The sequence below is a fragment of the Ascidiimonas meishanensis genome (assembly GCF_037782385.1).
GTDB classification, from domain to species: Bacteria; Bacteroidota; Bacteroidia; order Flavobacteriales; family Flavobacteriaceae; genus Ascidiimonas; species Ascidiimonas meishanensis.
On sequence record NZ_JBBEXD010000006.1, the window covers coordinates 160,648 to 178,996 of the forward strand.

Annotated in this window: 1 protein-coding gene; it reads left to right on the forward strand. The window is 33.3% G+C overall.

Translation table 11 applies throughout. The features are described 5' to 3' along the window. Nucleotides 1-45 precede the first annotated feature (45 nt). Complete coding sequence (locus WBG07_RS12810; protein WP_340201871.1) at nucleotides 46-18,345, forward strand: SDR family NAD(P)-dependent oxidoreductase; 18,300 nt, start codon at nucleotides 46-48, stop codon at nucleotides 18,343-18,345. Nucleotides 18,346-18,349 lie beyond the last annotated feature (4 nt).

The following is an 18,349-nucleotide window of genomic DNA, read 5'->3' on the forward strand; positions in this document are numbered from 1 at the left end:
CAATGATGAATCTCGATTATTTTGACTAAAGAAAACCTATTAGCTATGAATTTGGATAAGAAAGCAATAATCACAAAACTAAAAAATAAGGAAATAACGCCTCAACAGGCAAGTAAATTATTTCATGAGCTTGCAGAGAAGCCAAAAGATTTATCTAAGCAAGATGAGCATAAAACCATTCATAACGCATCGTTCAAAAATGCTAAAGAACAATTTATCTGGTTATTGCAACAAGCCTTAAGCCAGGAAATAGAAATGCCTATAGATCGAATCAAAGCACACGTGTCCTTTGAAAAATACGGTCTAGACTCTGTGATGATTTTAAATATAACTCGAAAATTAGAAGATCAATTTGGAGAATTGCCAAAAACTTTATTTTTTGAGTATCTAAACCTAGATAGCTTATCTGATTATTTTGTAGATAATTTTGAAAGTAAATTATCCACTATTTTTCCGGAGAAAGAATCTAATACTTCAGACACCCTTAAAAAAGAAAAAACTGTTTCAAAAAAGAAGGTATCAGACAAGCAAAGTGGTGACGTAGCAATTATAGGAATGAACTGCCGTTTTCCTCAGGCAGAAAACCCTCAAATGTTTTGGGAAAACCTAAAAAATGGAAAAGATTGCATAACAGAAATCCCTATAGAAAGATGGGATCATTCTTTCTACTATGATCCAGACAAAGAGAAAGAAGGTACAGCTTACTCCAAATGGGGAGGATTTATAAGTGATTATGATAAATTTGACGCTTCCTTTTTTAATATCACACCACGGGAAGCAGAGTTAATGGATCCACAAGAACGGATTTTCTTAGAGTCTGTATGGCATACGATGGAAGATTCTGGATATACAAGAGAAACATTAGCAAATTCAAAAGTAGGTGTTTTTGTTGGTGTGATGTATTCACATTATCAACTTTATGGGGCAGAAGCTATACAAAACGGTACTCGCATCGTACCGGGATCATCTTATGCAACCATAGCGAATCGTGTGTCTTATTACTGCAATTTTAACGGCCCTAGTATCGCACTGGATACGATGTGTTCTTCATCATTAACTGCTATTCATTTGGCTATTGATAGTTTAATGAAATCAGAATCTGATGTGGCTATTGCAGGTGGAGTTAACCTAACCTTACATCCTGCAAAACACTTATACTTAAGTCAGGGCAAATTTGCTTCTAGTGAAGGGAAATGTCGCGCATTTGGAGCAGATGGAGATGGGTATGTTCCAGGAGAGGGCGTAGGAGCTGTAATGCTTAAACCTATAGAAAAAGCTATTCAAGACGGAGATCAAATTTATGCTGTAATTAAATCTTCACGTATTAATCATGGAGGTAAAACAAATGGATATACCGTACCTAGTCCGACAGCACAAGGGAAATTGATTTCGGAAGCAATTGAAAGTGCTGGAATTGATATAAAAACACTTAGTTACTTGGAAGCCCATGGCACTGGAACATCACTTGGTGATCCAATTGAAATTAAAGGATTGAAAAACGCATTTAACAGGTATGACGTAAAGAAACAGTTTTGTCCAATAGGGTCTGTAAAATCAAATATTGGACATCTGGAATCTGCAGCTGGAATATCTGGAGTAATAAAGATTCTGTTACAAATGAAATACAGAAAACTAGTGCCCTCTATTCATTCCGAAAATCTGAATCCTAATATAAAATTTGAAGATTCTTTTTTCTTTGTTCAGCAAAAATTAGAAAACTGGGAACAACCCTTTTTAGATAATACCTACCATCCCAGACGTGCAGGCATTAGTTCTTTTGGGGCAGGAGGAGCCAACGCTCATATTATTTTAGAAGAATTTGAAGATAGCTTAGGAGAATATGATTCAGATTCAGAGCAACTTATAGTGCTTTCTGCAAAAACAGAAGAAGCACTCAAAAAGTATGTGCAAAATTTCATCAAATTTTTATCACATAAACAAGAAATAGTTTCTGCTGATTATTTAGCTGATTTGTCATATACGCTTCGTGTTGGTAGAGAACCTATGAAATATAGACTCGCTTTTCTATGTTCAACGCTTGAAGAATGTTTAGATAGACTTAATGCCTATAACGCTGGATTGTTTGATGGATGCCACCATGGGAAGTTGAAAAACAATATGTTACCAGATACAACGATGGATTTATCAGGTATGAATAAGAATGATATCGCAGACTTATGGGCTAAAGGAGAAATTGATCTTCTTGCATGGGAAAGCTTAAGACCTACAAAACGAAATAAAGTAAGTGCTCCAGTGTACCCTTTTGAAAGAGAAAGATATTGGATCTCCTACGATTCAAAAAATAGCTTAAAAGTTGAAAAAAAATTAGATTTTTCAAAAGTTTACACATTTATAGAGGAAAGTGCACATGCTAAAACAATTTCTGAGGTAAAGCTTCCTGAACAGTTATTATTATTTGATCAAGATGTAACCAACTTACAATGGATTAATAAAAATTATCCTGAAATATATGTAATACTAATAACTAGAGGAAAGGAATTTAAACAACTTTCTGATGAGATGTTTGAACTCAATCCAATTCAAAAAGATCAATTTATTACATTATTAGAAGTACTCCAAAAACAAAACAAACAACCCTCTAAAGTTTTAAATTTATGGGGATTAAAGGAACTATATAATGATGAAGAACAAAAAGCGGAGCACTTTTTTATAGAGACCTTTAATTTTATTCAATCTGGCGCCTTAAAAAGAATTTTCAAAGGAGGTTTTTCTTTTATAAACCTTTTTTCTTCTAAAGAACAAGAAAATTCAATACCTACTTATCAAGCTGCAGATGCCCTATTTAAAAGTGTTGAACTAGAAATCCCTGAATTTACAGGTAAAACAATTGAAACTTCGTATTCAGATATTAGTCAATTCTTTCCACAAGTTATTCAGGAATTTAGTAGTACTAAAAACCATCACTCTATAAAGCTATCTAATCAAGAAAGAACTTTTAATACCTTAAGAGAGACCAAAACTATTATAAGAGAAAATTGTAAGCCTTTCAAAGAAAACGGAGTATATCTAATCACAGGAGGAGCAGGTAGTTTGGGTTTAATTATGACAGAATATATTAGCAAGGAAACTAATGCTAATATTATTGTAACAGGAAGATCTGCGCTAGAAGGGAAGAAATTACAAAATATAGAAGCACTCAAATCAAAAGGTGCAAAAATCACATATATACAATCAGATATTACCAATGAAAAACAAGTAGTTCAACTTTATGAAACAATACTCCAAGAGTTTGAGCATCTTAACGGAATTATACATAGTGCAGGAACCTTAAGAGATTCCCTGCTAATCAATAAAACACAAGAAGATATCCACGCCGTTTTACGTCCTAAGATTTCAGGTGCTATTTTGTTAGATCGGGTGATGCAAAAACAAAATCTTGACTTTTTTGTCATGTTTTCTTCTGCCGTGGGAATGATAGGAAATATAGGACAAGTAGATTATGCATTTGCAAATAGTTATTTGAACCACTTTGCAAGATGGAGAGACGAATTAGTTAAGATGGACAAACGGAAAGGAAAAACGATATCTATTTGTTGGCCATTTTGGGAAGGCGGTGGCATGACATTGAATCTTGATTCCAAAAAATGGATGGCAGAACATCTTGGATGGGAAGGGTTATCAAATGATTTAGGGTTTATCATATTTAAAAATATTCTGGAACAGGGAACCACAGTAAGTATGATTTTGCATGGAGATCATACAAAAATCATCAATTCTTTAGGACTTGATAATTCGTCAAATAAAGAAACCCTCAAACCAGCTAGCGATACTAAAGAAGTTGTTTTTGATCTAGAACAAATGGAAGTATTTCTAAAACAACTTTTTGCAAAAGAAACTAAACTCCCGATCCATAAAATTGAAACAGATACTTTTTTTGAAGATTATGGCATAGAATCTGTGATGATTGTGAATATTACCAGAGATTTAGAAAACACTTTTGGGAAACTCTCAAAGACCTTATTATTTGAATACCGTAGTATTGATCAACTAATAACGTATCTAATTGATAATCATTTAGATGAAGTGCATAAGAAATTTAAAACTAAACAATCTGAAAAACATATTTCTACTGCTGAAACTAGCCCATATAACTCAATTAAAAAGGAAGCCGTTAAAAGATGGGATACACCAGACAATAAGATTGTAAATAAAAAAGAACCTATAGCAATAGTTGGATTACATGGTATATATCCTGGCGCTAACTCAATAGATGAATTTTGGGAGCTATTAAAGAATGGAGTAGATGCAATAACGGAAATTCCAAAAAATAGATGGGATTTAAAGAATTTCTTTGACCCTGAAAAAGGGAAAAATGGGAAAAGCTATACGAAATGGGGAGGTTTTATTGAAGATATTGATAAGTTTGATTCGCTTTTTTTCAATATATCACCATTGGAAGCTAAATTATTAGACCCCCAAGAAAGACTGTTTTTAGAAACCTCTTATCACGCACTACAAGACGCTGGGTATACCAGAAATCAGTTAAAAGACCAAGAAGTAGGTGTTTTTGTTGGAGCAATGTATACTCAATATCAAATGTATGGGGCTCAGGAAAGCTTTAGTGAAAAAGGATTTATACCTAATTCAATAACTTCTTCTATTGCAAACAGAGTATCTTATTATTTTGATTTAAACGGGCCAAGTCTAGCGATAGATACCATGTGTTCATCCTCGCATACGGCAATTCATCTTGCGTGTAAAAGTTTACAGAACGGAGAATGTAATATGGCCATAGCCGGAGGAGTCAATATAACCTCTCATCCCTATAAGTATCTTCAGTTAAGTCATAATCTCTTTGCCTCAACAGATGGTAAATGCAGGGCTTTTGGAGAAGGGGGTGATGGGTACGTACCAGGTGAAGGAGTCGGTGCGCTTATTCTAAAACCTCTTAGCCAAGCACTTTCAGACAAAGACCGTATTTATGGAACTATTATTGGAACCGCAATTAATCATGGCGGAAGAACAAATGGATATAGTGTTCCTAATCCATTAATACAATCCAAAGTAATAGAAGAAGCTTTAAATGACGCAAAGATAGCATCAGGAGATATCAATTATATTGAAGCCCATGGAACGGGTACGTCTCTTGGTGATCCCATTGAAATAGAAGGACTTAATAAGGTTTTCTCTAATAAGAATGGCAATTTTCCGGTAGGATCTGTAAAATCAAATATTGGACATCTTGAATCTGCTGCAGGAATAGCCGCAATTACAAAAGTGCTATTGCAATTAAAACATAAACAAATTGCACCTTCTATCCATTCAAAAAAATTAAACCCTAATCTGGATATAGAAAAATCGCCATTTTATATTCCTCAGTCGCTAGAAGATTGGAAGCAACCAGAGACTCATGGAGTCAATGCTCCAAGAAGAGCGGGAATTAGTTCTTTTGGAGCTGGTGGAGCCAATGCTCATATTATTATTGAAGAATATGAGCAGCATATGGAATCTTTAGATATAACTGTCTCACCTCAAATAATTGTACTCTCTGCAAAGTCTGAAAAAAAATTAAAAGAGTGTACTCAAAACCTTTTAAATCAGCTTAAAAATTCTACCGATGATAATGTTGATGATCTATTAGAAATTAATTTTTTAAAAGAGGAAGTAAAAGAGATAATCAGCAACTTTACAAAAATTCCAAAGGAAAATATTTTAGAAAATGAATCTTTAATTGAATTTGGATTTGATATCATAAGTCTCAAGCAAATATTTTCTTTACTAGCAACTCATTTCTCTATAGATGAAGGGGATTTAAATTTTTTAGACGATTCAGATTCAGTTTATACCATTTCTCGTTTTTTACACGAGCGAAAAATTCAGCCGTCAAAAAATAAAAAATTACCATATTCTTTACAAACGCTTTCCTATAATCTGCAACTCAATAGAGAACAAATGGAGGTTAGATTAGCATTTATTGCGAAAGACTTCAAAGAAGTTCAATTGAAATTGGCCAAATATTTGGAAGGCCATACAGAAGGATTGTATCTAGGGAGTAAGCAAAATAAAAAGCCTAAAAATAAAAAAAATAGCAATCAAATTGAAGAATGGATACAAGGAGAAGAATGGTTACAAATAATTTCCTTGTGGACTTCTGGTATACACATAGACTGGTCATTATTATATGACAAACCATTGCCAAAAATTTCAATGCCTTTATACCCATTTGAAAAACGAATTTGTTGGATACCAGAGGTTTCAGAAAGGAAAAAAACACAACACCATTCCCACACAGATACATTTATTTCACAAGGTATTAATTTTGATAAGGAAGTAGCTTTTCTTCATAAAATAGATATAACAAAAGCATATTTCACAGATCATCGCGTAAAGGGTGTTAGTGTAATGCCAGGAGTTGGACATATAGAAATGGCAATTCAAGCCATGCAAAAAATACATCCGGAAAAATTATTTGAAATTCATAATTTGGTTTGGGCTAATATATGGAGTGCAGAAAATGAAGATGTATTTATAAAGATAGCTAAAACAAATGGGGAAGAATTTGAATTTGAAATAGCAGGAAAGGATACAACATTGAGTCGTGGGCAATTCATTGAAAACGTAGGAAACCATAATTTTTCTATTGACACACACTTTATTAAATCAAACACCACGAAGCATTTAAATTCAGAAGTGATTTACAAAACTTTTAATGAAATAGGTCTCAATTATGGGATGTACTATCAAGGCGTCAAAGAAGTTCATTTAGGAACCAAATTTGCATATGGAAAAATTAAATTACCCATAGTAAGTTATCAAGATCAGTTTGATTTCAAGCTTCATCCTTCTATGGCCGATGCTGCTTTGCAAGTAGCCGCCTGTATGGAGTTAGAGCAAGCTTCAAAAAACAATCTAAGGTTACCATACGCTATAAGTAACATTGTAGTTTTAAAAAGAATTCCTGAAGAGGCATTTGTGTATGCAGAAAAAGTTAATAATGATCAGTATGATATTTTTGTATTAGATGACCAAGAAAATACGTGTGTTATTTTTAAAGGGCTAACAGTTAAATCTCTAAATCCGGTTTCAAAGGAGGAGGAGTTAGCTGATTTTTTCTATAAAGAAGAATGGGTTAAGTTGACACCAATACTTGTAGAAGAAAAGTCAAAAGTTAATAATATTCTTGTTATTAAACCCCATACATTAAACAAGGCTGTTACTTTTTTTAAAGAAGTTTTTCAGGATGCAAGAATGACTTTTGCCGAACCAATGTATAGCGCAAAATCAAATGTGAGTAATAATTGTTATCCAATAGATAGTAAACAGAAGGATTCATGGATTAATTTTTTGACTAAAACCTCAGAGAAGTTTGATACAATTTGTTTTGTTTCTAATGGGTATTCTACAGATACTCAAGAAGGTGATATAGAATTTGATTCAACTAATTACCACGAAGAAATAGTACTATTCTATAGGCTTATTAAAGCCTTGTTTATTAAAGATTATAGCAATAGTGCGTTAAATATTTTTGTATTAACCTTTCAAACAAAAGATGTTTTTAATGAGCCGGTTCTATCTCCAGTAGGCTCAGAACTGTTTGGTTTCTGCCATAGTTTGTCAAAGGAACAAGAGTCATGGAATGTTAAAGTAATAGATCTGGAAAAAGAAAAAAATATTTTCGGGGATACAGAATTATTTAGAAAAGCACTATTCCAAACGTCAACTTTAGAAATTGCCATAAGAAAAGAAAATTTATACCAAAAGATATTATCCTCCGTAGCTTTAGAAAATAAGCCCAATATGAGTATACGTAAAAATGGCACGTATTTAATATTAGGAGGAACAGGTGGTATTGGATTTGAATATGCTTGCCATCTTTCAAGAACATATAATGCTAATATTATCTTATTAGGTCGTACCCCCGAAAATGAAAATATTCAGGAGAAAATACATATTATTGATAGTTTAGGAGGAAAAGCGCTTTATTGTACTGCGGATGCTTCAGATTATATCAGTATGCAAAGTGCAGTTGATATAGCTAAGAGAAATTTCGGGAATATCCATGGAGCCATACATTCGGCATTAGTGCTGCGTGATATGACAATTCAACAAATGGAAGAAAAAGATTTGATAGCTGTATTATCTCCAAAGACAATAGGAGCCATTAATCTTTATCAATCTTTAAAATATGAAACATTAGATTTTCTTTTGTTCTTTTCTTCTGCACAATCCATAACAGGAAATAGAGGTCAGGCAAATTACGCTGCAGCATGTACGTTTAAAGACGCTTTTGCTTTATACTTAGATAAAATAGTACCGTATCCAGTAAAGATTATTAATTGGGGATTTTGGGGAAGTATAGGTATTGTTGCAACAAAAGCATATCGTGAACAACTTAAAGCGCAAGGTGTTTATTCTATTGAACCAGCGGAAGGTATGCAAGCTATTTCTCTCGTTTTACAGAATCATTTTAATAAAATAGTAGCTATAAAAGCGGAAACCCACTTATTAGAACAGATAGGTTTAAAAACTAAAGAGAATTTTTCTTTGCAAGAAAATGATTCACTAGTTAAAAAAATAGTACCAAATGTAAACATAGAACCTTTTAATTCCAGTGTCAAAGACCAAAATATAAAAGCTTCTGAAAAACTGGAATATCTAGGTGCATTATTAGTGCTAAAAGCACTTCAGGCGGAAAATGTTTTTAGAACCAGCCAACCATCTTTTAGCGTTCAAGAGTTAAAAAATCAATTAGGTGTTATTCCTTTTTATGAACGTTTATTCAGTGCCATTTTAGATATTTTAGAAACTTACAAATTCTGCACGCAACAAAACCAAATAATCAAAATAATTGATATATCAATAGAAACTCAAAAGCAGCTAGACAAACTAGAAGTTTTAAAGCAAGATTTTGTAATACAACACCCTAATTATGAGTCACACATTAATTTGTTAGATGCTTGTGTTACTAATATATTTTCAGTGCTTAGGGGAGAAGCAATTGCTACAGATATAATGTTTCCAAATTCTTCTATGCATCTGGTAGAAGGCTTATACAAAGGCAATGCAATAGCAGATAGAGCCAATCAAGTAACCTCAGAATTTATTAAAAATGCTGTAGTAGAAATTCTTAAAAAATCTCCAGAAAATAAAAAAATTAGAATTTTAGAAGTTGGAGCAGGAACAGGTGGTACCAGTAACTCTGTGCTAAAAGCTTTAAGACCTTTTACTGCGCAAATAGAGTATATATACACTGACGTTTCTTCTGGATTTTTAAGCGCTGCTAAACAAAAATTTGGGAAGCTATATGATTTTATTACTTTCCAGACCTTAGACATAGAAAAATCTATAGCCTTACAAGGAATAGAACAAGAGAGTATTGATTTGGTATTTGGATCTAATGTCTTTCACGCTACTGAAAATATCAATAATACACTTCATAATTGCAAAGAGTTATTAACTCAAGATGGTATTATTTTACTCAACGAGTTAATGGAGGTTAAAATTCTAACTACACTAACATTTGGGTTGCTAAATGGATGGTGGAAATATGAAGATCCTAAACAGCGTCTTATGCATGCACCTTTATTAGATGAGAAACTTTGGTCTGCATCGTTAAGAGAAGCTAACTTTCAGTCAGTCATTATTTTAGATGAAGATAATGCATTTAGTCAAAAAGTAATAGTTGCTCAAAAAAATGAAACAACAACCAGTATAGAAGAAAAATTAAGAACGTCAAAAACCATATCCACTTTTGATAAAAAGATGAGACCTATTGCCATGGTTAAAAAGAAAACCAACACTTCTGCAAGTAAAATCGAGAATATTGTTGTTAATTCTATTTCTATTGTTTTAGATATTGAAAAAGAACTCCTCGATTACGATCGGGCATTTTCTGAATATGGAGTTGATTCAATAACAGGAGTAAGTCTTATAAATGAGATTAATGAAAAACTAGGGTTGGTATTAAAAACAACTACCTTATTTGATTATCCTAATATAAATAATCTGGTAGATTTTATAGTTCAAAATTACAGTAATACGATTACCCTAGAGGAAGAAGAAGAATCAATAAACTCAGAAAGCATAGGGCTATCAAAAGAATCTTTTAAAGAGCATTCTATTTCTGATCATACAGATTCTAATAAGTTAGATTTTAAAGATAACTCTGAGTATAATAGAATAAAACCAATTTCAGAACATACGAAGTTAAATACTCATGTAATTACGCCCAGCGCAAATAAACTATCTCATCATCAGCGTATTAAAATTACCAAGCCAGGTACTATAGAAAGTATTCAGGTAGAAACTTTTATACCAGAATTGCCAAGCGAGGATGAGGTTCAGATACAGGTAAAAGCTTTTTCTCTTAATTTTGGAGATTTGCTTTGTGTTAAGGGGTTATATCCAACAATGCCTCCTTACCCTTTTTCTCCTGGATTTGAAATTGCTGGTATCGTTACTCAGATAGGAGCCAATGTTTCTAATTTTCAGGCAGGTGATGAAGTTATCGCCATAATGGGAGAAGCAATGGGAGGACAAAGTACCATTGTTAACTGTAAAGAAATTGTAGTAACTCCCAAACCTTTTAACATTAGTTTTGAAGAAGCCTGTGGATTCCCAATTGTTTTCCTTACCATGTATCATGCGTTTAAACTATCCAATGTTAAAAAAGGAGAAAAAGTACTTATTCAAACGGCAGCCGGAGGTACAGGACTTATCTCTGTGCAACTAGCCCAAATGTTTGGAGCAGAAATTTATGCAACGGCAGGTTCTCAAGAAAAATTAGATTATCTAAAAAACATGGGGGTTCCGCATCTTATCAATTATAGAGAAGATGAGTTTGATAAACAAATTAGAGAACTTACCAACGGTAAAGGAGTAGATGTAGTTTTAAATACGTTATCTGGCGATGCTATTCAAAAAGGAATTGAAGTACTTGCTTCTGGTGGCAGATATGTAGAAATAGCCATGACAGGTCTAAAAAATGCGGTCAATATAGATATCTCAAGTATGACAGATAATCAACATTTTATAAGTGTTGATTTAAGAAAATTAATGCTTAGATCTCCTGAGATTGGAAGTTCTTATATGGCAGAAATGGTAGAGATATTAGAACAAAAAATTATTACTCCCACCATATCTAAAATTTTTCCTTTTAATCAGATAAAAGAAGCATACTACCATCTAGAGGGTAGATCTAATATTGGGAAAGTTGTAGTAAGTGTGCCTGATTTTGATCTAAGCAACAATAAGGATCAAGAAGAAAATAAGGATAATTCAATTCAAGAAAAAAAATCAAGAGATATTGCCATTATAGGAATGGCGGGTCATTTTCCCGGTGCAAAAAACATCACCGAATTTTGGAATAACATTGCTAATGGTATCAATTCGGTTAAAAAAGTACCAACTGACCGTTGGGATGCAGATGCCCTTTTTAATATAGACTATCGCAAAACAGATAGTATTCACAGCACGAAGGGAGGCTTTCTAGACGATGTTGATCAGTTTGATGCCGCTTTTTTTAATATTTCGGGTAGAGAAGCACTATTGACCGATCCGCAGCAAAGATTGTTTCTTGAACAATCATGGTTGGCATTAGAGGACGCAGGATATGCTAATAATAAAATCTCAGATATTTCTTGTAGTGTTTTTGCAGGAGCAGGCGGAGGGGATTATATGGAGCGAATTCTAAAAGCAGGATTACAACCTGAACCACAAGCTTTCTGGGGGAATAATGCCTCCGTTACCGTGTCTAGACTTTCTTATTTCCTCAATCTAAAAGGAACTGCTATAGCTATGAACACAGCTTGTTCTTCTTCTTTAGTAGCTACTCATATGGCTTGCCAAAGTATATTTTCTGGAGAAAGTGATATGGCTATTGCAGGAGGTGCGTTTGTAATGACTATGCCCAGTTTCTATCTTCTCAACAGCAATGCTAATATGCTTTCTCCAGATGGTCAATGTAAATCTTTTGACAATAGCGCAAACGGATATGTACCAGGAGAAGGAGTGGCTGCTATTATATTAAAATCATTAGATAAAGCATTAGAGGATGGAGATAACATCCACGGAGTTATTAAAGCAAGTAGCAGCAATCAAGACGGAAGAACAAATGGAATTACAGCTCCTAGTTCACTTGCACAAACAGATGTAGAGCTGGCAACGTATAAGAAAGCCAATATTAACCCAGAAACGATCTCTTATATTGAAACACATGGAACAGGGACAAAATTAGGAGATCCTATTGAAATAGATGCCTTAACGAATGCATTTAGAGAACATACAGATAAAAAACAATTTTGTGCTATAGGATCAGTGAAAACAAATATAGGTCACACTGTTACTTGTGCCGGAGTAGCTAGTATAATAAAAGCTGTTATGGCATTGAAAAACAAGCAAATTCCACCTTCACTAAATTTTGAAAAGGCAAATGAGCATATTGATTTTGACAACAGTCCTTTTTATGTCAATACTCAGCTAAAAAATTGGGAAACGCCACTATCAATGAAGCGAAGAGCAGCAGTTAGTTCTTTTGGCTTTAGTGGGACTAATGCCCATATGGTCATTGAAGAAGCGCCTAAGGTATACTACAAACAAATACCAAAACAAGAGCAGTATTTATTTCTGCTATCAGCAAAAACACCTACAGCATTAAAAAATAAAGCTGAAGATTTATTAGAATATCTCAATCAGATGTCTTCGTCTATAGACGTGTCTAATATTGCCTATACGTTGGCTAACTGTAAAATGCATCTTCCTGTAAGAATAGCATGCATAGCAGCAAATACGAATACTCTTATAAAGTCTATTAAGGCATTTGTTAATGCAGAGAAACAAGATTATTTCAAGGCTAATACCAACAGAAAAACTAAAATATCTAGAGAAGAACTAGAGAGTGCCCAGGTACTATTTCAAAAAAATACTTTTAAATACGAGCTAAAAGAATTAGAAGAATTAGCACAATATTATGTGGATGGCTATGGTTTGAATTGGAATGCTTTTTTTGATGAAGATAAATATCAAAAAATTAATCTGCCATCGTATCCTTTTGAACGAAAATCCTATTGGGTAGAATTAAATGATGATGAACAAGAACTGGAACTCACGCAACAGGTAAAAGAAACAACTACAAAAAGTCCTAGTAATATTTTCAAAAAAATAATAAAATCAGAAGATCCCATAGTTGCGCATCATCATGTAGATTCTTTTCCTGTCTTACCAGGGGTTGCTCATATTGAATTAGCATTACAAGCGCTTCATTATTTTAAAAATACTATAGATTATAAATTAAACGATCTAATCTGGTTGTATCCTATAAAAATAGAAAATGATATTGAACTACATGTTGAACTATGGGAAACAAAACAGAAAGTTAATTTTAGCATAAAAAGTAAGCTTGATCAATCTTGGATAACCCATTCTACAGGTAATTTTACAAAAAACATAACCAGTGATTCAGTTGCATTAGAGATACCTAAGATCAAAGCAAGGTTAGATAAGCACGAATCTCAGGATGAGGTATTTAAAAAGTTAGAGGATTATGGAATGGTTTATGGAACTTTCTATCAAGGACTCATTGAGTTATGGTCAAATAATGATGAAACTCTCATAAAAATAGAACTTCCAGAAGTTCATGCTCCAACATTTAATCAGTATTTTCTGCACCCTACAATAATGGATGCTGCCTTGCAAGGAACCATTGGTATTGTGCAAGATACATTGAAAAAAGACCCCATGCTTCCATTTAATGTGCAAGAAATTCAGCATATTAGTCCTTTATCAAAAAGCGGGTATGCATATATTGCTAAAGCGAAAAAAGCAGATCATTTCAATATTAAAATATTAGATGATAAGGGAAATCTTTGTGTATTAGTTTCTAATTTGGCTTTTAGAGAATATAAGAAAAATACTATACATCCATTATACTTTCCAACTTGGACTCTTAATAAAACACCCTTAGATAGTAAAGAGGTAAAAAACAAAAAAGTACTTCTGGTAAGTGATTTAAGCATGAAACCGCTTTCAGATTTTATTGCAAAAAAACATTTGAATAGCAGCATAGAATGGTTAAACAGTAATGATATAAAATCAGAAATTGATTATTTTTTCTTAAATGAAATTGATACTGTTTATTTTATAGTTGGAGATACCTCAGAATCAATTAATGATGTTAGTGCACTACATCAAGAACAAGAACAAAGTATCGTACCATTATTTCGTTTAGTAAAGGCAGTTTTAGCTCAAAATCAATCAAATTCAAGGATTCAGTTTACAGTGGTAACTAGCAATTCAGTTGCGGTAAACTCTTTAGAAAAAATAAGCCCATTCAGATCTGGTCTTTTTGGATTTATAAAAACAATGTCTAGTGAGTTCAAAAACTGGTCTGTAGACTTCATAGATATTGACGATTATGCTTTTAAAGACATTACTAATTTAGAAAAAATAGCACAGCTAATTAGTAATGAGAAAGGGCATTCTCAAGGACATGAAATAGCGCTTAGACAGGGAGAACGGTATGAAAGGTCATTCAGCACTATTAATTTTGAAGAAGTAACTCCTGTTTTTAAGCAAGAAGGAGTTTATCTCATTATTGGAGGAGCGGGAGCTATAGGAAATCAGCTTAGTGCATTTCTTGCAGAGAAATATAAGGCAAACATAGTATGGATTGGTAGACGTGAACTAACTCGGGATATTAAACAAAAAATAGATCAGAATACCTCTAAAGGAGGCAAAACTACCTACCTGTCTGGGGATGCAACAGATAGTGTTTTTATACATACCTCTATCCAATATATTGAAGAGACAATAGGGGCTTTGAATGGTGTTATTCATTGTGCAGCGGTATTAAAAGATCAGTATATAAAATCAATGCAAGAACAAGATTTTATTCAGGTGTTCCGAACCAAAACAGATAGTAGTTACATTCTGGGTGATTATTTTAAAAATAAACCGTTAGATTTTATGGTGTTCTTTTCCTCTATACAATCTTTTGCAGGAAATGTTGGACAATCAAATTATGGTGCTGCTTGTAATTTTGTGGATACATATGCTAAGTATCTGGACAAATTAACCAAATATCCTATTTATACAATAAATTGGGGCCTTTGGGAAGGCGAAGGTCTTGCCTCTGATGAAAAAATAAATAATGAATTACAAAAAATTGGGTTAACTCCAATTCAATCTCAGGAAGGATTACAAATGTTCTCCAATATTTTGTCAAATAAATATTCTCAGGTAGTAGCTTGTAAAGCAACCAAAAAGTTACTTCAAAAAATGGGACTTGAACAAGAAAATCAAATAAAAAACAGTAATCCAAAGATACAGGAAATAGCATCCATTCCTGTTAAAAAGGAAAGTATTCGTAAGTCATTAGAGCAAGAAATTTATAAAACCCTTTCTGATGTTTTAAAAAATGAACAAGGCAGTTTTAATCAGTACACCCCATTTTCAGATTTTGGAGTAGATTCCCTTCTTGCAGTAGATATTATTCAATCTTTAAACAAGCTATTACAGATTCAGTTACAACCAACTGATTTATTTAATTATGCTACAGTTGAAAAATTGACAGACTATATTCTCGAAGAGTTTGATCCTTTAGTTTTAGAAAAGGATCATACTACAAATAGTACACAAAATAAGACAGTAAAAGTTGAGATAAATAACAAGAATCACAAAATTCAAGAGCAAGCATATAATGCTAAAGCTAACATAAAAGAAAGCAATAATTCTTTTATTGAATCAGAAAATGAAGATATCGCTATTATTGGTATGTCTGGTACTTTTCCAGACGCTCCAGATATTGAAACCTTCTGGGGAAATTTAAAAAAGGGGCAAAATGCGGTCAAGGAAATTTCTCGGTGGAAAGTAGATGATTTTTATAATCCAGATAGAACCAAAGTAGATAAAAGTTATTGTAAATGGGGCGCTTTCATTGAAAAACCATACCTGTTTGATCCATTATTTTTTAATATATCTCCAAAGGAAGCAGAGTTGATGGATCCTCAACAACGATTATTTTTAATGGATGCTTGGAATGCATTAGAAGATGCGGGGTATTCAGATAAAGCTTTGGAAGACCAGAAGTGTTCTGTGTATATTGGTTGCGAATCGGGAGATTATAGTAATAAATTAAATGAAAGTGAGGTTCCAAAAGATGCATATATGTTTACAGGCAATGCAGCTTCTATATTAACAGCTAGAGTATCTTATCTTTTAAATTTGAAAGGAGCCAGTGTGCCTGTAGATACAGCCTGTTCTTCATCGCTAGTAGCCATACACCTTGCTTGTGAAGCGTTGCGAAATAATACCTCTTCAATGGCTATTGCAGGAGGCATTGCTATTATGAATACACCAGAATTTTATACTCTTTCTTGTAGAGCAAGTATGCTCTCTGTAGATGGACAATGTAAAACCTTTGATAGTGATGCAAATGGATTTGTACCTGGAGAAGCGGTAGGTGTTATTGTACTCAAAAAACTTAAGGAAGCAGTAGCAGATGGAGATCATATTCACGCAGTAATTAAAGGTTCAGGAATCAACCAAGACGGTAAGACCAATGGTATTACAGCACCAAGCGCTCCTTCCCAAACAGCATTAGAATTAGATGTTTATGAACGGTTTAACATCAACCCGAATGATATTTCATACGTAGAGGCGCATGGTACGGGTACCAAACTAGGAGATCCAATTGAAATTGAGGCACTTACAAAATCATTTCGTGAATATACACAAGATAAGCAATTTTGTGCCATTGGATCGGTAAAAACAAATATAGGGCATACGCTTACCGCTGCCGGTATATCTGGAGTTATAAAAACGGTACTTTGCCTTAAAAACAAGTTATTGGTACCCTCCTTAAATCTTAAACAAGAGAACCCCTTTATTAATTTTGCTGACAGTCCTTTTTATGTAAATACGAAATTATCAGAATGGCAGAAAAGTAAAAGAATAGCAGCGATAAGTTCTTTTGGTTTCAGTGGAACAAATGCACATCTAATTTTAGAAGAAGCTCCATTATCAAAACCAATGAAGAGTGATCTTAACGGTCCCTATTTATTCCCATTTTCGGCCAAAACACCTAAGGCTTTAAAACAACGCTTAATTGATATAAGCAATTGGTTAGATGAAAATAAAGGAAAGTATAGCTTGCACGATCTATCACAAACGCTATGCTTGGGTAGAAGTCATTTTGACCATAGAGCATGCATAGTGGCTAGTCATAAGGAAGAATTGCTGGAAGAAGTACATAGTTTACTAAACAGTGGGCATTCCTCTTCAGGGTTTATAAGTTATGACAGTAATGAAAAAAACGAGATCATTAAAAATGATCTTGTTTATAATGATCCTTATGATAGTGCTAAAAAGTTTGTAGAAGGCTATATAATTGAATGGGCAGAAAGTAACAGTAGCTACCAAAAAGTACCATTACCTGTATATCCTTTTGATTGTGACACCTACGATGTTCCTCCTAAGAAAGTGCAGGTTATGGATAATAAATTAGAGGCCCAAACAATTTTACATCCGGCAATACATGTAAATGCATCCACCCTTTTTGATGTAAAATTTAAAAGTGATTTTGGAATTCATAACTTTTTTCTGAGTGATCATCAAGTATTTGGAATTCCAACACTACCGGGAGTAATGTATTTAGAAATGGCCAGAGTAGCCGGAAGTATTGCTGTTGAAACTCCCGTCTTAAAATTATCAAATATTGTTTGGATAAATCCATTTAGACTTAATAACAAAGAACAGTTACAATCAATCTCTACGATACTCTTTCCAGATGAGAACCAAATTGTTTATCATATTAAAAATGAGGAATCATTATTTTCCGAAGGCGTAATAGAACTAGATTATATACCAGAGAATAAGGAAGAATTACAAGTAGATCTAAATCGGTTTTTAACAGATTCTGAAGAAATTATTTTGGGTAGTGATTGCTATCAGTTTTTTGAAGAGGCGGGACTTCAATACGGCCCCTCTTTTCAAAGTGTAAAACAAATCTATATCAGAGAAGAAGGCTGTCTGGCTGAAATAGAACTTCCAGAAAATCAATATGAATCAATAAAATCATTTGGATTACATCCTTCTATTCTTGATGCCGCATTTCAATCGGTATTATCTATGATTAGTATAGATGATATGGAAAAGGGAGATTTATTACTTCCTTTTTCTCTGGACTGCCTAGAAATATTAGGCGAATTAACAGCAAACTGTTTTGTTTTTATCACGATAGCAGATAGAACTAATACCAGTAGTTCATTTGATATCATAATGGTAAACCAAAACGGGGAACCTTTGATAAAACTAACTAATTTGATGGTTAGGAAGATTAGAAAAAAACAATTTAGGAAGAATGAAGAACTTCTTTTAACGAGTAATTAATAAA

Coding starts and splice junctions, on each gene's coding strand:
- WBG07_RS12810 (WP_340201871.1), top strand. CDS start 46: ATGAATTTGGATAAGAAAGCAATAATCACAAAACTAAAAAATAAGGAA.